Annotated in this window: 12 protein-coding genes; 9 read left to right on the plus strand and 3 right to left on the minus strand. The window is 61.7% G+C overall.

The genetic code is table 11. From position 1 onward, the window contains the following. Positions 1-71 precede the first annotated feature (71 nt). From ASF13_RS01945 to fbpC, 7 genes are all read left to right on the plus strand, one after another. The gene (locus ASF13_RS01945; protein WP_056231931.1) at positions 72-572 is read left to right on the plus strand and encodes a cupin domain-containing protein; all 501 of its coding nucleotides are present in this window, start codon (positions 72-74) and stop codon (positions 570-572) included. A 134-nt stretch (positions 573-706) separates the two neighbouring features. Then, positions 707-1,336, plus strand: a complete 630-nt coding sequence (locus ASF13_RS01950) for a response regulator transcription factor (RefSeq protein ID WP_056231934.1) — start codon at positions 707-709, stop codon at positions 1,334-1,336. Then, entirely contained in the window at positions 1,336-2,874 is a 1,539-nt protein-coding gene (locus ASF13_RS01955) for an MASE1 domain-containing protein (protein WP_056231936.1), read from the plus strand. Before ASF13_RS01950 ends, ASF13_RS01955 begins: the two co-directional genes overlap by 1 nt. Before the next feature lie 89 nt (positions 2,875-2,963). Then, a complete protein-coding gene (gene uhpC / locus ASF13_RS01960; RefSeq protein ID WP_056231939.1) occupies positions 2,964-4,271 on the plus strand; it encodes an MFS transporter family glucose-6-phosphate receptor UhpC in 1,308 nt (435 codons plus the stop codon). A gap of 39 nt (positions 4,272-4,310) precedes the next feature. Beyond that, on the plus strand, positions 4,311-5,342 hold the full coding sequence (locus tag ASF13_RS01965; RefSeq protein WP_056231942.1) for an ABC transporter substrate-binding protein: 1,032 nt from the start codon (positions 4,311-4,313) through the stop codon (positions 5,340-5,342). 60 nt (positions 5,343-5,402) lie between these two features. After that, a complete protein-coding gene (locus ASF13_RS01970) occupies positions 5,403-7,472 on the plus strand; it encodes an iron ABC transporter permease (RefSeq protein ID WP_056231945.1) in 2,070 nt (689 codons plus the stop codon). A gap of 9 nt (positions 7,473-7,481) precedes the next feature. Further along, positions 7,482-8,552, plus strand: a complete 1,071-nt coding sequence (gene fbpC, locus ASF13_RS01975; RefSeq protein ID WP_056231950.1) for a ferric ABC transporter ATP-binding protein — start codon at positions 7,482-7,484, stop codon at positions 8,550-8,552. Positions 8,553-8,582: 30 nt separating this feature from the next. Here the strand turns inward: fbpC and ASF13_RS01980 are convergent, their stop codons facing one another. Both ASF13_RS01980 and ASF13_RS01985 read right to left on the minus strand, forming a co-directional pair. Then, entirely contained in the window at positions 8,583-9,209 is a 627-nt protein-coding gene (locus tag ASF13_RS01980; protein WP_056231953.1) for a hypothetical protein, read from the minus strand. A 404-nt stretch (positions 9,210-9,613) separates the two neighbouring features. Next, positions 9,614-10,240 carry a trypsin-like peptidase domain-containing protein gene (locus tag ASF13_RS01985; RefSeq protein WP_056231955.1) on the minus strand — a complete coding sequence of 209 codons (627 nt, stop codon included), beginning with the start codon at positions 10,238-10,240 and terminating at the stop codon, positions 9,614-9,616. Between the two features lie 415 nt (positions 10,241-10,655). Between ASF13_RS01985 and ASF13_RS01990 the strand changes: the two genes are divergently transcribed. Continuing rightward, positions 10,656-11,819 (plus strand): MFS transporter, encoded by a 1,164-nt coding sequence (locus tag ASF13_RS01990; protein WP_056231958.1) that lies wholly within the window; start codon positions 10,656-10,658, stop codon positions 11,817-11,819. Here the strand turns inward: ASF13_RS01990 and ASF13_RS01995 are convergent. Beyond that, positions 11,816-12,736, minus strand: a complete 921-nt coding sequence (locus ASF13_RS01995; protein WP_056231960.1) for a LysR family transcriptional regulator — start codon at positions 12,734-12,736, stop codon at positions 11,816-11,818. The genes ASF13_RS01990 and ASF13_RS01995 overlap by 4 nt on opposite strands. Before the next feature lie 121 nt (positions 12,737-12,857). Between ASF13_RS01995 and lysA the strand changes: the two genes are divergently transcribed. After that, complete coding sequence (gene lysA / locus ASF13_RS02000) at positions 12,858-14,111, plus strand: diaminopimelate decarboxylase (RefSeq protein ID WP_056231962.1); 1,254 nt, start codon at positions 12,858-12,860, stop codon at positions 14,109-14,111. Positions 14,112-14,203: the final 92 nt, after the last annotated feature.

The following is a 14,203-nucleotide window of genomic DNA, read 5'->3' on the forward strand; positions in this document are numbered from 1 at the left end:
TCCTCTCTTTACATCTGTGCCTGAAGGCCACGATAGTAAGTTCTTACGATCAAGCGACTCCGAGGACTCCCATGAACCGACCCGCTTTTATCCGTCACTGGCGTGAGCTGGAGGGCGAAGATAATGAACACTACCCGGACAGCGACGAGCTGATGTCGATTGGCGCGCCGCTGGGCAGGGCGCTGGGGCTGACCCGGCTGGGCATCCATCACGAGCGGCTGCTGCCCGGTCGGCGTATGTCATATCCGCACGCGGAAAGTGCGGAAGAGGAGTTTGCCTGGGTGCTGCAGGGCGAGCCGGCGGTGTGGATCAACGGCGAACTGTGGCCGCTGAAACCGGGCGACGCGGTGGCATTTCCGGCGGGCACCGGCATCTGCCATACCTTTATCAACAACGGCGACAGCGAAGCGCATCTGCTGATCGTTGGCGAAGCGAGCAAACCTGAGAACCGCATCTGGTATCCGAAGAATACGGCGTATCTCGCCACCCGTCCCGACCGCTGGGAAGACCCGCCACAGCAATCGTTCGGCCCGCACGATGGGCTGCCTGATGCGCAAAGCAAGTGCAGATAGCGATAGCATGGCGGGTAGCGGCAAACGGGCTGCCCTCTGCCTGAACTGTTAACTCCCCAGCACTTTTCCCCCTGTCGTTTGCCTGGCCCCGGCCGGCCAGGCATGATGGCGCAAAAATCTGGCGGATAACGAAAATGATCAATGTTGCACTGGTGGACGACCACGTGGTGGTGCGTTCCGGTTTTGCTCAACTGCTGTCGCTGGAAAGTGATATGCAGGTGACCGGCCAGTTTGCCAGCGCCGAACAGGCGTGGCCGCACCTGCTGCGGGAACCTTATGACGTCACGGTGCTGGATATCGCCATGCCCGACGAGAGCGGGCTGAACCTGCTCAGCCGCCTGCGGCAGCAGCGGCCCGGCTTTCGCGCCATCATCCTCAGCATTTATGACACCAGCGCCTTTGTGCAAAGCGCGATGGATAAAGGGGCCAGCGGCTATCTGACCAAGCGCTGCGGCCCGGAAGAGCTGGTGCAGGCGGTGCGTTCGGTCAGCGTTGGCGGGCTCTATCTCTGTGCCGATGCGCTGCGGGCGCTGCGCCAGACCCGGCCGCTGCCGACCGCGCTGAACGCGCTGACGCCGAGGGAGCGGCAGGTGTTTGACCTGCTGATCGTTGGCACCAGCGTCCGGGCGATCGCCGACCAGTTGGCGCTGAGCCATAAAACGGTGCACGTTCATCGCGCTAACGTGCTGGATAAACTGCACTGCGCCAGCACGGTAGATCTGGTGCATTTCGCCCTGCAGCATCAGCTGTTGGGGCAGCCCTGATGCCGCAGGCGCGCCAGGTGATGCTGCCGCTGATGCTGGCGCTGTTTTTTGCCCTCAGCTGGCTGGCGCTGTGGACCATCAGCCTGTGGCTGAGCGAGGACAGCCAGCAGTCGGTGCTGCTGCTGCCGGGCGGCCTGTATCTGGCGCTGACCATCCTGCTGCCGAAACGCTACTGGCTGCCGCTGCTGGTGGTGGTGTTGCTGCTGCTGGGCTGGCTGCTGCTGGAACAGCTGCTGACCGGCTATGCGATCCTGCTGTCGCCGCTGCTCAGCCTGCTGCCCGCCTGGCTCTGCCAGCGCTCCTGGCATCTGCACACCCTCTACTGGCAGCGCCTGCTGCTGCTGCTGGCCGCCGTGGCGCTGAACGCGCTGCTGCAGGGGGCGCTGGTCGGCTTCGGTCTGACCGCGCCGCTGGCCCAGACGCTGCTGGCCAGCTTTACCGGCGGCGTACTGCTCACGCCGTTTATCTATCTGATCTACGAATATCTGCGTCAGCAGCATCTCAGCGATATGTTAGCGCAGCGTCTGCCCGACCCGCCGCTGCGCACCTCGCTGCTGATCTGGTGTTCGGTGGTGTTCGCCATCGGCGTCTGCGTGCAGCTGTCGATCGCGCCACAGATGGAGCGCCTGCTGCTGATCGTGGTGTTTCTGCCCAACGTGGTGATGGCCTACCGATTTGGCTGGCAGGGCGGGGTGCTGTCGGCGATGATCGGCAGCGTGCTGATCACCCTGACCCGCCAGGCCAGCGGTGCCTTTACCGACCTGCGCGAGCTGGAGCTGTTTCTCTCCACCCAGGCGCTGCTCGGCATCGGGCTGGGCATTGCCGTCAGCCGTCAGCAGCAGCTGGCACAGCATCTGCAGCGCTATCGCCAGCAGCTGGAGAAGGAGTTGCTGGCCCGCCGCGGGCTGATGGCGCAGCTGGTGGACACCGAAGAGCAGGTGCGCAAGGCGATCGCCCGTGAGCTGCACGATGAGATTGGCCAGAACATCACCGCCATTCAGATCCAGGCGATGCTGGTGGCGCGCGCCAGCGACACGCCGGCGGCAAAGCTGGCGGCCGGGCAGATTGGCGACCTGTCGCAGCGCATCCATCACACCACCCGCCAGCTGCTGCGGCAGATCCGCCCGCCGGTGCTGGACGAAATGTCGCTGGATCAGGCGCTGCAGCACCTGGCCGGCGAGTTCTCCTTTGCCGATCGCGGCATTGAATTTGAGCTCGACTACCGGCTGAGCGCCGCACCTAAGGACGAGCTGCTGACCTTTACCCTCTACCGCGTGGTGCAGGAGCTGCTGAACAACAGCAGTAAACACGCCGGTGCGCGACGGGTCAGCGTCAGCCTCAGCGAAGCTCCCGGCCAGCTGATGCTGACGGTCAGCGACGACGGCGTCGGCATACCCGCCGAGGTCAGCGGCGGCTTTGGCCTGCGCGGTATTGAGGAGCGGGTACGGGCGTTAGGCGGCGACTGGCAGCTGTTGCCGCCGCCCGGTACGCAAATAATTGTTAACCTGCCCACAAATTCACGCGAAAACCCGGCATAACCAGGAATAAGTCTTAGTCGCTTCCTACTTAGTCTCATGCCCGATCCCACGGCTTTCCCTATAGTGCCCCTAACCACCCGGAGGTTGACATGGCTGCCGTCGCTCTGACGCCAGAACAGATTACCGAACGCTACCGCTACTGGCGGCCGCGGCTGCTGTTCGCGATGGTTATCGGCTACGCCGCGTTTTACCTCACCCGTCGCAGCATCAGCCACGTGATGCCGGTGCTGCAGCTGGAGCTGGGGCTGGATAAGGCGGATATCGGCCTGCTCGGCACGCTGTTTTACCTGGTGTATGGCGCGTCGAAGTTCTTCTCCGGCCTGCTCAGCGACCGCTGTTCCGCCCGCTGGTTTATGGGCTGCGGGCTGATCGCCACCGGGGTACTGAATATCGTCTTTACCCTGTGCCACTCGTGGAGTGCGCTGCTGGTGGTGTGGACGCTGAACGGCTTTTTCCAGGGCTGGGGCTGGCCACCCTGTGCGCGGCTGCTGACCAGCTGGTACTCCAGAAATGAGCGCGGCTTCTGGTGGGGCTGCTGGAATACCTCCATCAACCTCGGCGGGGCGCTGGTGCCGCTGCTGTCAGGCTGGCTGGCGGTAAGCCAGGGCTGGCAGGCGGCGCTGCTGCTGCCCGGCGCGGTCGGCATCGCCATCGGCATCGGGCTGTGCTGGCAGCTGCGCGATAAGCCGGCCACGCTGGGGCTGCCGCCGGTCGGCGAGTGGCGTCGCGATCCGCTGGAGCTGTGGCAGCTGCAGCACAGCCCGCCGTCGACGCTGCGGCAAATATTGCGCCGCGACATTCTGGCCAACCGCACTATATGGCTGTTGAGCGTCTCCTACGTGCTGGTCTATCTGATCCGCATCGCGCTTAACGACTGGGGCACGCTGTGGCTGACCGAAACCCACGGCGTCAGCCTGCTGGCGGCCAACGCCACGCTGTCGCTGTTTGAACTGGGCGGGGTGATCGGCGCGCTGTTCGCCGGCTGGGGTTCTGACCTGCTGTTTCGCGGCCAGCGCGCACCGGTGATTTTGCTGTTTGCCTGCGGGCTGTTTATCAGTATGGCCGCGCTGTGGCTGGCGCCGGTGCACCACCCGGCGCTGCTGTCGGTGAGCTTTTTCAGCCTCGGATTTTTTGTCTTTGGTCCACAGATGCTGATTGGCCTGGCGGCGGCGGAGTACAGCCATAAAGACGCGCCGGGCACCGTCACCGGCTTTCTGGCGCTGTTTGCCTATCTCGGCGCGGCGCTGGCCGGCTGGCCGCTGGCGAAGCTGATGCAGGACTACGGCTGGCCCGGATTCTTTGCCTTACTGACCGCGGCGGCGGGCTGTATCGGCCTGCTGTTGATGCCGCTGCTGATTGCCGGGCTTAACCGGTTGAGATTTAAACAGGCTCCGTAATGACGGGGTCTGCCGACCCCCGAAAATAAGGATAACCTGATGAAACTGAACACGCTCACTACCCTGATGGCGGCCGCGGTATCCCTCGGCACGCTGGCCGGCACCGCCCAGGCGCAAGGCCGGCTGGTGATCTACTGCAGCGCCACCAACGCCATGTGTGAAACCGAAGCCAAAGCCTTCGGCGAAAAGTATGATGTGAAAACCAGCTTTATCCGCAACGGCTCCGGCAGCACGCTGGCCAAGGTCGACGCCGAGAAAAACAACCCGCAGGCCGACGTCTGGTACGGCGGCACGCTTGACCCGCAGTCGCAGGCGGGGGAGATGGGGCTGCTGCAGGCGTATAAGTCACCGAACCTTGAGCAGATCATGCCGCAGTTCCGCGATCCGGCCAAACTGAAGGGCAACTTCTCCTCGGCGATCTACGTCGGCATTCTTGGCTTCGGCGTCAATACCCAGCGCCTTAAAGAGAAGAACCTGCCGGAGCCGAAGTGCTGGAAGGATCTGACCAACCCGGTCTACAAAGGTGAAATCCAGATTGCCGACCCGCAAAGCTCCGGCACCGCCTACACCGCGCTGGCCACCTTTACCCAGCTGTGGGGCGAGGATCAGGCTTTTGCCTATCTGAAACAGCTCAACGGCAACATCTCTCAGTACACCAAATCCGGTATCGCCCCGGCGCGTAACGCCGCCCGCGGTGAAACGGCGATCGGCATCGGCTTCCTGCACGACTACTCGCTGGAGAAAGAGAAGGGCGCACCGCTGACGCTGGTTTCACCCTGTGAAGGTTCCGGCTATGAAGTTGGCGGCGTCAGCATCCTGAAAAACGCCCGTAACGCCGATAACGCGAAGCTGTTTGTTGACTGGGCGCTGTCGAAAGAGGCGCAGGAGCTGTCGTGGAAAAAAGGCCAGTCCTACCAGATCCTCACCAACACCACCGCCGAGTCATCGCCGAACTCGCTGAAGCTCGACGATCTCAAGCTGATTGACTACGACATGGATAAGTTCGGGGCGACGGAGACGCGTAAGCACCTGATCACCAAATGGGTTAACGACGTCAAAATGGGCCAGTAATCCGCCTGATGGCGCGCCTGCGGGCGCGCTCACCTGCTGTACCTACTTCCGGGGAATACTATGAGTGACACCATCGCGCTGCGCCAGACGCAGGGCAAAGATGCTGTTTTTATCTGGCTGGCGCTGCTGGTAGCGGGCTACCTGCTGCTGCCGGTCTTCAGCCTGAACTACGGGCTGATGGAGTCGACGGCGGACGAGATCCTCGCCGCCTACGGCTGGTCCGGCCTGAATATCAGCCTGCTGTGGCTGCTGCCACCGCTGCTGCTGCTGGTGCGCCCGCTGCGGGCCGGCAACGCGGCTGCGCGCCACCGCTTTGACGCGGGCTGGGCGGTGGGCTGCGCCCTGCTGATGGTGGCCAGCGCCGCGCTGACCGGTAGCGGCATGGGCTACGGCACTATTGTCATGCTTATCGGGCTGGGTGGGGTGATCACCGTGGCGCTGGCGCGGCTGGAGTGGCTGGGCGGCGACCGCTTTGTGCTGGCTTCGCTGATTGCCATCGTGGCGCTGATCGGCCTGTTTATCATCTGGCCGAGCCTGGCGATCTTCAAACCGATGGTCACCGACGACAACGGCGACTTTGCGCCGCTGCAGTTCATGGCCGTGCTCGGGCAAAAACATATCCTGCTGGTGGTGTGGAACTCGTTCCTGCTCAGCGCCGCGGTGGGGGTAGGCTGTACCTTCTTCGGCCTGATTCTGGCGATCTACACCACGCGCATCGCCAAACGTTCGGCGCTGCTGGGGCGGGTGTTCTCGATTCTGCCGATCGTCACGCCGCCGTTCGTGGTCGGGCTGGGCGTTACGCTGATGATGGGGCGATCCGGCTACGTTACCGAGCTGATGGTGACCTACTTCGGCCTGACCGACACCAACTGGCTGTACGGCTTCACCGGTATCTGGCTGGCCCAGGTGCTGGCGTTTACGCCGATGTCCTTTATGATCCTCGACGGCGCGATTAAAACGCTGCACCCGTCGCTGGAAGAGGCCTCCTATACGCTGCGCGCTACCCGTCTGCAGACCTTTCAACAGGTGTTTCTGCCGCTGCTGAAGCCGGCGCTGGCCAACTCGTTCCTGATCGTCATCGTGCAGTCGCTGGCCGACTTCAGTAACCCGCTGGTGCTCGGCGGCAACTTTGACGTGCTGGCCACCCAGATCTACTTCTATATCACCGGTGCCCAGCTGGACTACACCTCCGCCAGTACGCTCGGGGTGATCCTGCTGCTGTTCTCGCTGCTGGTGTTCTGCGTGCAGTATCTGTGGATCGGTAAGCGCTCCTACGTCACCATCTCCGGCAAATCCTCACGCGGCGACGTACAGCCGCTGCCGCGCGCGCTGGTGTGGTCGGTGACGACCCTGCTGTGGGTGTGGATCGCCTTTAACGTCCTGCTGTACGGCAGCATCTTCTTCGGCAGCTTTACCGTCAACTGGGGGGTGGATTACACCCTGACGCTGGACAACTTCAGCAAGCTGTTCGGCCAGGGCTTCAGCGAGGGCGCATGGCCATCACTGCTCGACACGCTGCTGTTTGCCGGCGTTGCGGCACCGATTACCGCCCTGTTTGGCCTGTTGATCGCCTGGGTGGTGGTGCGCCAGCAGTTCCGCGGCAAGAAGGTGATCGAGTTCTCCACCATGCTGTGCTTTGCCGTACCGGGTACCGTGGCGGGCATCTCCTATATCCTCGCCTTTAACGGCGCGCCGGTGTACCTCACCGGTACCGCCGCGATCGTGATTATCTCGATGGTGATGCGCAACGTGCCGGTAGGCATTCGCGCCGGGATCGCCGGGCTGGGCCAGCTGGACAAGTCGCTGGACGAAGCCTCCCTCAGCCTGCGCGCCGGTTCGCTGCGCACCATGGTTTACATCGTGCTGCCGCTGCTGCGCCCGGCGATCCTCTCGGCGCTGATCTACAGCTTCGTGCGGGCCATCACCACCGTCAGCGCCATTATCTTCCTGGTCACGCCGGACACCCGCGTCGCCACCTCCTACATCCTCAACCGCGTTGAGGACGGTGAGTACGGTATGGCGATCGCCTACGGTTCGATTCTGATCGTGGTGATGCTGGCAATTATCTTTATTTTCGATGCGCTGGTCGGTGAAGCGCGCGTGGCCCGCTCGCGGGCGAAAAACAGTTAGAGAGTGCTTATGAACGCCAATATTGCAGCAACTCAGGCTAAAAAAGGTTTTGTTGAACTGCGCAACGTCGCCAAGCGTTTTGGCAGCAATGCGGTGATTGAAGGCCTCAACCTGTCGATTCCACAGGGGCAGATGGTGACGCTGCTTGGCCCGTCGGGCTGCGGAAAAACCACCGTCCTGCGCATGGTTGCCGGGCTGGAAAAGCCCAGCGACGGGCAGATCTTTATCGACGGTGAGGACGTGACCCACCGCTCAATTCAGCAGCGCGACATCTGCATGGTGTTTCAGTCCTATGCGCTGTTCCCGCATATGTCGCTGGGGGAGAACATCGGCTACGGGCTGAAGATGACCGGCCGGCCAAAGGCGGAAATCCGTGAGCGGGTAGAGGAAGCGCTGGAGCTGGTTGACCTGGCGGGCTTTGCCGACCGCTACGTTGACCAGATTTCCGGTGGCCAGCAGCAGCGCGTGGCGCTGGCCCGCGCGCTGATCCTCAAGCCGAAGGTGCTGCTGTTTGATGAGCCGCTGAGTAACCTGGACGCCAACCTGCGCCGCAGCATGCGCGAAAAGATCCGCGAGTTGCAGCAGCAGTTCAACATCACCTCGCTGTATGTCACCCACGATCAGAGCGAGGCTTTTGCGGTCTCCGACAGCGTACTGGTAATGAACAAAGGGCAGATTATGCAGCTCGGCGAACCGCAGCAGCTCTATCGCTACCCGGCTTCGCGCTTTATGGCCAGCTTTATGGGCGATATCAATATCTTCCAGGCGCGGATCTTCCCCGCCAGCGTGGAGATTCAGGGCTATTCTGTCCCGCGTCCTGACGGCTTTGCCGCCGATCGTCAGCACTGTACGGTGGGCGTGCGTCCGGAGGCGATCACCCTCAGCACCCGGGGAGAGGCGAGCCAGCGTTGCAGCATCATTAAAGTGGCCTATATGGGGCCGCAGTACGAGGTGCTGGTGGACTGGCAGGGGCAACAGCTGCTGCTGCAGGTCAATGCGACCGAGCTGCAACCCGCGCCGGGCGACAGCTTCTTCCTGCAGATCCATCCGTTTGGCATGTTCGTACTGCAGGAAGAGTAGGCCGGTCGAGTCCGCAAGTCTGATGGCGGTTCAGCCGAGCAGCGCCGCCGTCAGCCACTGGTTAAAACGGGCGTAAGGGATATACAGCGACACGTCACGATAAAGCAGCTTGCCGGTTTTAATATCGTCAAGCCGCCGGCTGTAGCCGACAATCACCCCGGCGACGGTATTGTCCGAGGCGTTATACACCGCGCCGCCGGACATCCCCTGTACCACGCCGGCACTGCTGGCGACCGCCACGCAGCTGCGCTTGTTCCAGTTGTTATCCAGACCGGTGTTAATCAGATTGACGCCGCTGGAAGCCATCGGCAGGGCGTTGATAAAGCTGTAACCGTACATATTCACCCGATCGCCCAGCTTGCCGTTGCGAAAGCGCGGCTGCTGTTTAAGCTCATCATTTTTATGGTAGACCACCGCCAGGTCGCACTCGGGATGCCAGGCTTTCACCCGGTAGAGCGAATATTTTGCCACATGGGCCGCGGTCAGGCTGTATTCCGCGGTCAGCGGAATGGTGGTGCCGAGCGTTCCCGCACCGAGGATGGTAGGAATGCCGGTAAAGGTCATATCGACCCGTTTGGACGTTTCATCACTGTAGTGATAGCTGCCGACTGAGCAGCCGCTCAGGCAGACCGCTAACAGGCATACTGCAGATCGCATAGGTAACCCCGGTGGTTTAAACGTGTTTTCCGCCAGATTCCTTTCCCCCTCTCTGCAGTGATTGAGGCTTTTTTTATTGCAGAGGGCTAATGTATTTTTTCGTCATCAAGCCTAACGATGCCCACAGGGATCGCAATCCTCCTGGTCCTGGAGTGAGTTTTTTCGGATGATCCCTAACGGTAAGTGGTTAATTCACCTTACGTAATCAGGGGTTAAAGGCGTCTGCCGTGGTGCTGAAGGCTGGCCGGGCAGGCCAGGCCAGCGTTGTCGTCCGGACACAATGGGTTATCGGACGTGCTTAAGATCTCATTAGTGCCGGGTGCGACATTTTTATTGCGGCGCGCCAGAATGCCCTTAATCCGTCGTCAGGGGGCGGAGATTAGCGGGCATCACGCGGGGTTGGATTAACTGTTAATGGCGTTGGTCAGCCACTGTTCAAAGCCGGCGTAAGGAATGTACAGCGATACGTCGCTGTACAGCTTCTCACCGGTTTTCTTATCGTTGATGCGGCCGCTGTAGCCGACGATCACCCCGGCAATCGAATCATCGCTGGCGTTGTAGACCGGGCCACCGGACATGCCTTTCACCACGCCGGCGTTGCTGGCCACCGCCACGCAGCCGCGTTTGTTATAGCTGTTATCGATGCCGGTATTAATCAGGTTAACGCCGCTGGAGGCCACCGGCATGGCGCTGATAAAGCTGTAGCCGTAATAGTTAACGCGGTCACCGATGTTGCTGTTACGGAACACCGGCGACTGCTTCAGGTCGCTGTTGTCATGGTAAATCACCGCCAGATCGCACTGGGGGTGCCAGGCCTTCACGCGGTGGAGTGAGAACTTCGCCACGTGCGCGGCGGTCAGGCTGTACTCCGGCGTCAGCGGAATGGTCGAGCCGAGCGAACCGGCACCGAGGATAGTGGGAATGCCGGTAAAGGTCATATCGACGCGCTTAAGGGACTCTTTGCTGTAGTGGTAGTCACCCACCGAGCATCCGCTGAGGACGAGGGCTGACAGGGCGATTAAAATTTTCATTACGTTTCCTTCGGATAAGTGAATAACTTTCCGTCGGATACGGCGGTGCCTGATGTCGTCAGTGGCTTACCCTTCGCAGAAAGTTGCTGGTGTTTCTGCGGCGCATGGTGGTGTTTTTTTCATCGCCCAACAACCTGACTCACCTTAAATTAAGGGGATTAAGGCCTTTAAGGGTGAGAGGATTCCTAATTGTTAAGCATCAGGGATACTGATGTTAATGAAAGAGGTGGCAGAGGCCGATTGTTGCAAAAATGGCAATACACCCTTGCCTTGAGTGGACTGTCAGGGCGGGGGGCGCTGTGCTTTAATGTCCGTCTGTGATCTGGTTCTCAGTTATCACCGATTCATCGTTTTCTGATCGGGCTCCCTCTTCGTTGCCGGGAGCGGGTCATCTCTTTGTCCAGGAGTCTCTGTTATGCCTGTTTCATTACTGGCGCTGGCGCTTAGCGCTTTTGCCATCGGCACCACCGAATTTGTCATCATGGGTCTGTTGCCGGAAGTGGCGAAGGATCTGCAGGTGTCGATCCCATCCGCCGGCTGGCTGATCAGCGGCTATGCGCTGGGCGTGGCGATTGGCGCGCCGATCATGGCGCTGCTGACGGCAAAACTGCCGCGTAAACGCACGCTGATCCTGCTGATGGCAATTTTCATCGTCGGCAATATTCTCTGTGCGCTGGCCTATACCTATAACCTGCTGATGCTGGCCCGCATCGTCACCGCGCTGTGCCACGGAGCCTTCTTCGGCATTGGCGCAGTGGTCGCCGCCAGCCTGGTAGCGCCGGGCAAACAGGCGTCCGCCGTGGCGCTGATGTTTACCGGCTTAACGCTGGCTAACGTGCTTGGCGTGCCGCTCGGCACCTGGTTTGGTCAGCTGTTCGGCTGGCGTGCCACCTTCTGGGGCGTCTCGGTGATTGGCGTACTGGCGTTTATCGGCCTGATAGTCAGCCTGCCGACCAACCGCGATGAAAAGCCGGTGCACCTTGCCAGCGAAGTCAGCGCGCTGAACAACGGCAGGCTGTGGCTGTCGCTGCTGATGACCGTGTTCTTTGCCGCCGCGATGTTTGCGCTGTTCAGCTATATTGCGCCGCTGTTGCTGGAAGTGACCGGCATCAGCGATCGCGGCGTCAGCTGGACGCTGTTCCTGATCGGTGCCGGCCTGACGGTCGGCAATACGCTGGGCGGTAAACTGGCCGACTGGCGTGTGTCGTTCAGCCTGATCCTCAGCTTCTCACTGATTGCGGTGTTCTCGCTGCTGTTCAGCTGGACCAGCCACTCGCTGTGGCTGGCGGAGATAACCCTGTTCCTGTGGGCGATGGCGACCTTTGCCATGGTGCCGGCGCTGCAGATTAACGTGGTGCGCCACGGTAAGGACGCGCCGAACCTGGTCTCCACGCTGAACATTTCGGCGTTTAACGTCGGCAATGCGCTGGGTGCCTGGGTCGGCGGGGCGGTGATCGGCGGCGGCTACGGCCTGACGGCGGTACCGGTTTCTGCCGCCGTGCTGGCGGTGGTCGGGCTGCTGATCTGCCTGTATACCTTCCGCAACACCCGCGGCGAACCGCAGGCGGTTAACGCTTAACCGAGCTGCCGGTCAAGGCGCTGGCCGAACAGGCCAGCCTGCTGCTGCAGATGCTGGCTGAAGGCCTCGACCAGCGCCGAGGCCGGACGGTGACGCGGGCGGATCAGGCTGACGGTAAAGGGTACGTCAACGCTGAAACGCCGCATTATCACCCCGCTGTCGGCGTAGTCGAGCGCCGTCAGCGGGTTGACGATCGAAATCCCCACTCCCGCCCTGACCATCGCACACACCGACGCGGCGCTGTGCGTCTCCATCACCATCCGCCGCTGTACCCCCTGTTCGTGAAACAGCCCGTCCAGCAGCTGGCGGTAGCTGTCGGTGCGCGACAGGCTGATGTAGTTCTGCCCGGCAAAATCCTGCGGCGTGAGGCAGTCGCGCTGCGTCAGCGGATGGCCTGCGGGCAGCACGCACACCTCATTACGCGTAAACAGCTCGCTGCGCCCGGTGCCGGCCGGGGTGTGGGTGGTTTCGGTCAGCCCGAGATCGTAGCGCTGGGCCGACAGCCACTCCTCCAGCAGCGGCGACTCCTGCGGAATAATGTTCATGCTCACCTCGGGGTAACGCTGCATAAACGGCTGGCACAGCAGCGGCAGCAGCGACTGGGAGAACACCGGCAGACAGGCCACCGACAGCTCGCCCTGGCGGAACTGCCGCAGCCCCTCTGCGGCGCTGATAATCCGATCCAGCCCGTACCACGAACGCTGCACCTCCTCAAACAGCCGCAGCCCCTGCACGGTCGGCTGCAGGCGGCCGCGTACCCGCTCGAACAGCTGCAGGCCAGTCAGCTTTTCAAACCGCGCCAGCTCGCGGCTGACGGTCGGCTGCGACGTATGCAGCAGCGTAGCGGCCTCGGTGAGGTTGCCGGTGGTGACCACCGCGTGGAAAATTTCGATATGCCGTAGCGACACGCCAGCCATGGGCTGTACTCCTTAAAACACCCTGAGCCATATCATGAATGAATAGACTTCATTAAAACAGATATTTTTATCCCGCCTGCGCCTGTGGCGTAATAGCGTTATCAACCTATGGAGACGCCTTATGCCACGCCCGCTTACCGATACCACCACCGCCCTGAACCATACCAACCTGCTGGCCCTGGCGCGCCAGTATCCCGGCCCGGTCTGGGCCTACGATGCGGAGATTATCCGTGAGCGCATCGGCCAGCTGCAGCAGTTTGACGTGGTACGCTTCGCGCAGAAAGCCTGCTCGAACATCCATATTCTGCGCCTGATGCGTGAGGCGGGGGTGAAGGTCGACTCGGTGTCGCTGGGCGAGATCGAGCGTGCGCTGGCGGCGGGTTATCAGCCGGGCGGCGACGAGATCGTCTTTACCGCCGATCTGCTTGATGAGCCAACGCTGGCGCGGGTGGCGGAGCTGAAGGTGCCGGTCAACGCCGGTTCGGTCGACATGCTGCACCAGCTGGGCGCGGTCTCAGCCGGGCACCCGGTGTGGCTGCGTGTCAACCCTGGCTTTGGCCACGGCCACAGCCAGAAAACCAATACCGGCGGGGAGAACAGCAAGCACGGTATCTGGCACGGCGACATGGCGCTGGCGCTGGAGGCGATTCAGCGCTACCAGCTTAAACTGGTGGGCATTCATATGCATATCGGTTCCGGCGTCGACTACGGCCACCTGGAGCAGGTGTGCGACGCGATGGTCAACCTGGTGGTGAATTTTGGCCAGGACCTGGAGGCGATCTCCGCCGGCGGTGGCCTGTCGATTCCTTACCAGCCGGGCGGTGAAACCATCGATACCCGCCACTATTTTGGCCTGTGGGACAGCGCGCGTCAGCGCGTGGCGCAGCACCTTGGTCACCCGGTTAAGCTGGAGATCGAGCCAGGCCGTTTCCTGGTGGCAGAATCCGGAGTGCTGCTAAGCCAGGTGCGCGCGGTGAAGCAGATGGGCAGCCGTCACTTTGTACTGGTGGATGCGGGCTTTAACGAGCTGATGCGTCCCTCCATGTACGGCAGCTATCACCATATTTCCGCCATCGCCGGTGACGGGCGTGAGCTGGATGAACAGGCCAGCGTTGAGAGCGTGGTGGCCGGGCCGCTTTGCGAATCCGGTGATGTGTTCACCCAGCAGGAGGGCGGCAGGGTGGAGAGCCGCGCGCTGCCTGCTGTGCAGGTTGGTGACTACCTGGTGTTCCACGACACCGGCGCTTACGGTGCCTCGATGTCCTCTAACTACAACAGCCGTCCGCTGATCCCGGAAGTGCTGTTTGAAAACGGCCAGCCGCGCCAGATCCGCCGTGCGCAGACGGTGGCCGAACTGCTGGCGCTGGAGCTGTAAAAGACCGGGGAGTGCGACGTTGTCTGCGGCACAATCGTGCAGCTGACGCACTTCACGCCATCACGGCAAAAAGGCGGTCCTTCCGGACCGGC

This window comes from Erwinia sp. Leaf53 (assembly GCF_001422605.1).
Taxonomy (GTDB): domain Bacteria; phylum Pseudomonadota; class Gammaproteobacteria; order Enterobacterales; family Enterobacteriaceae; genus Erwinia.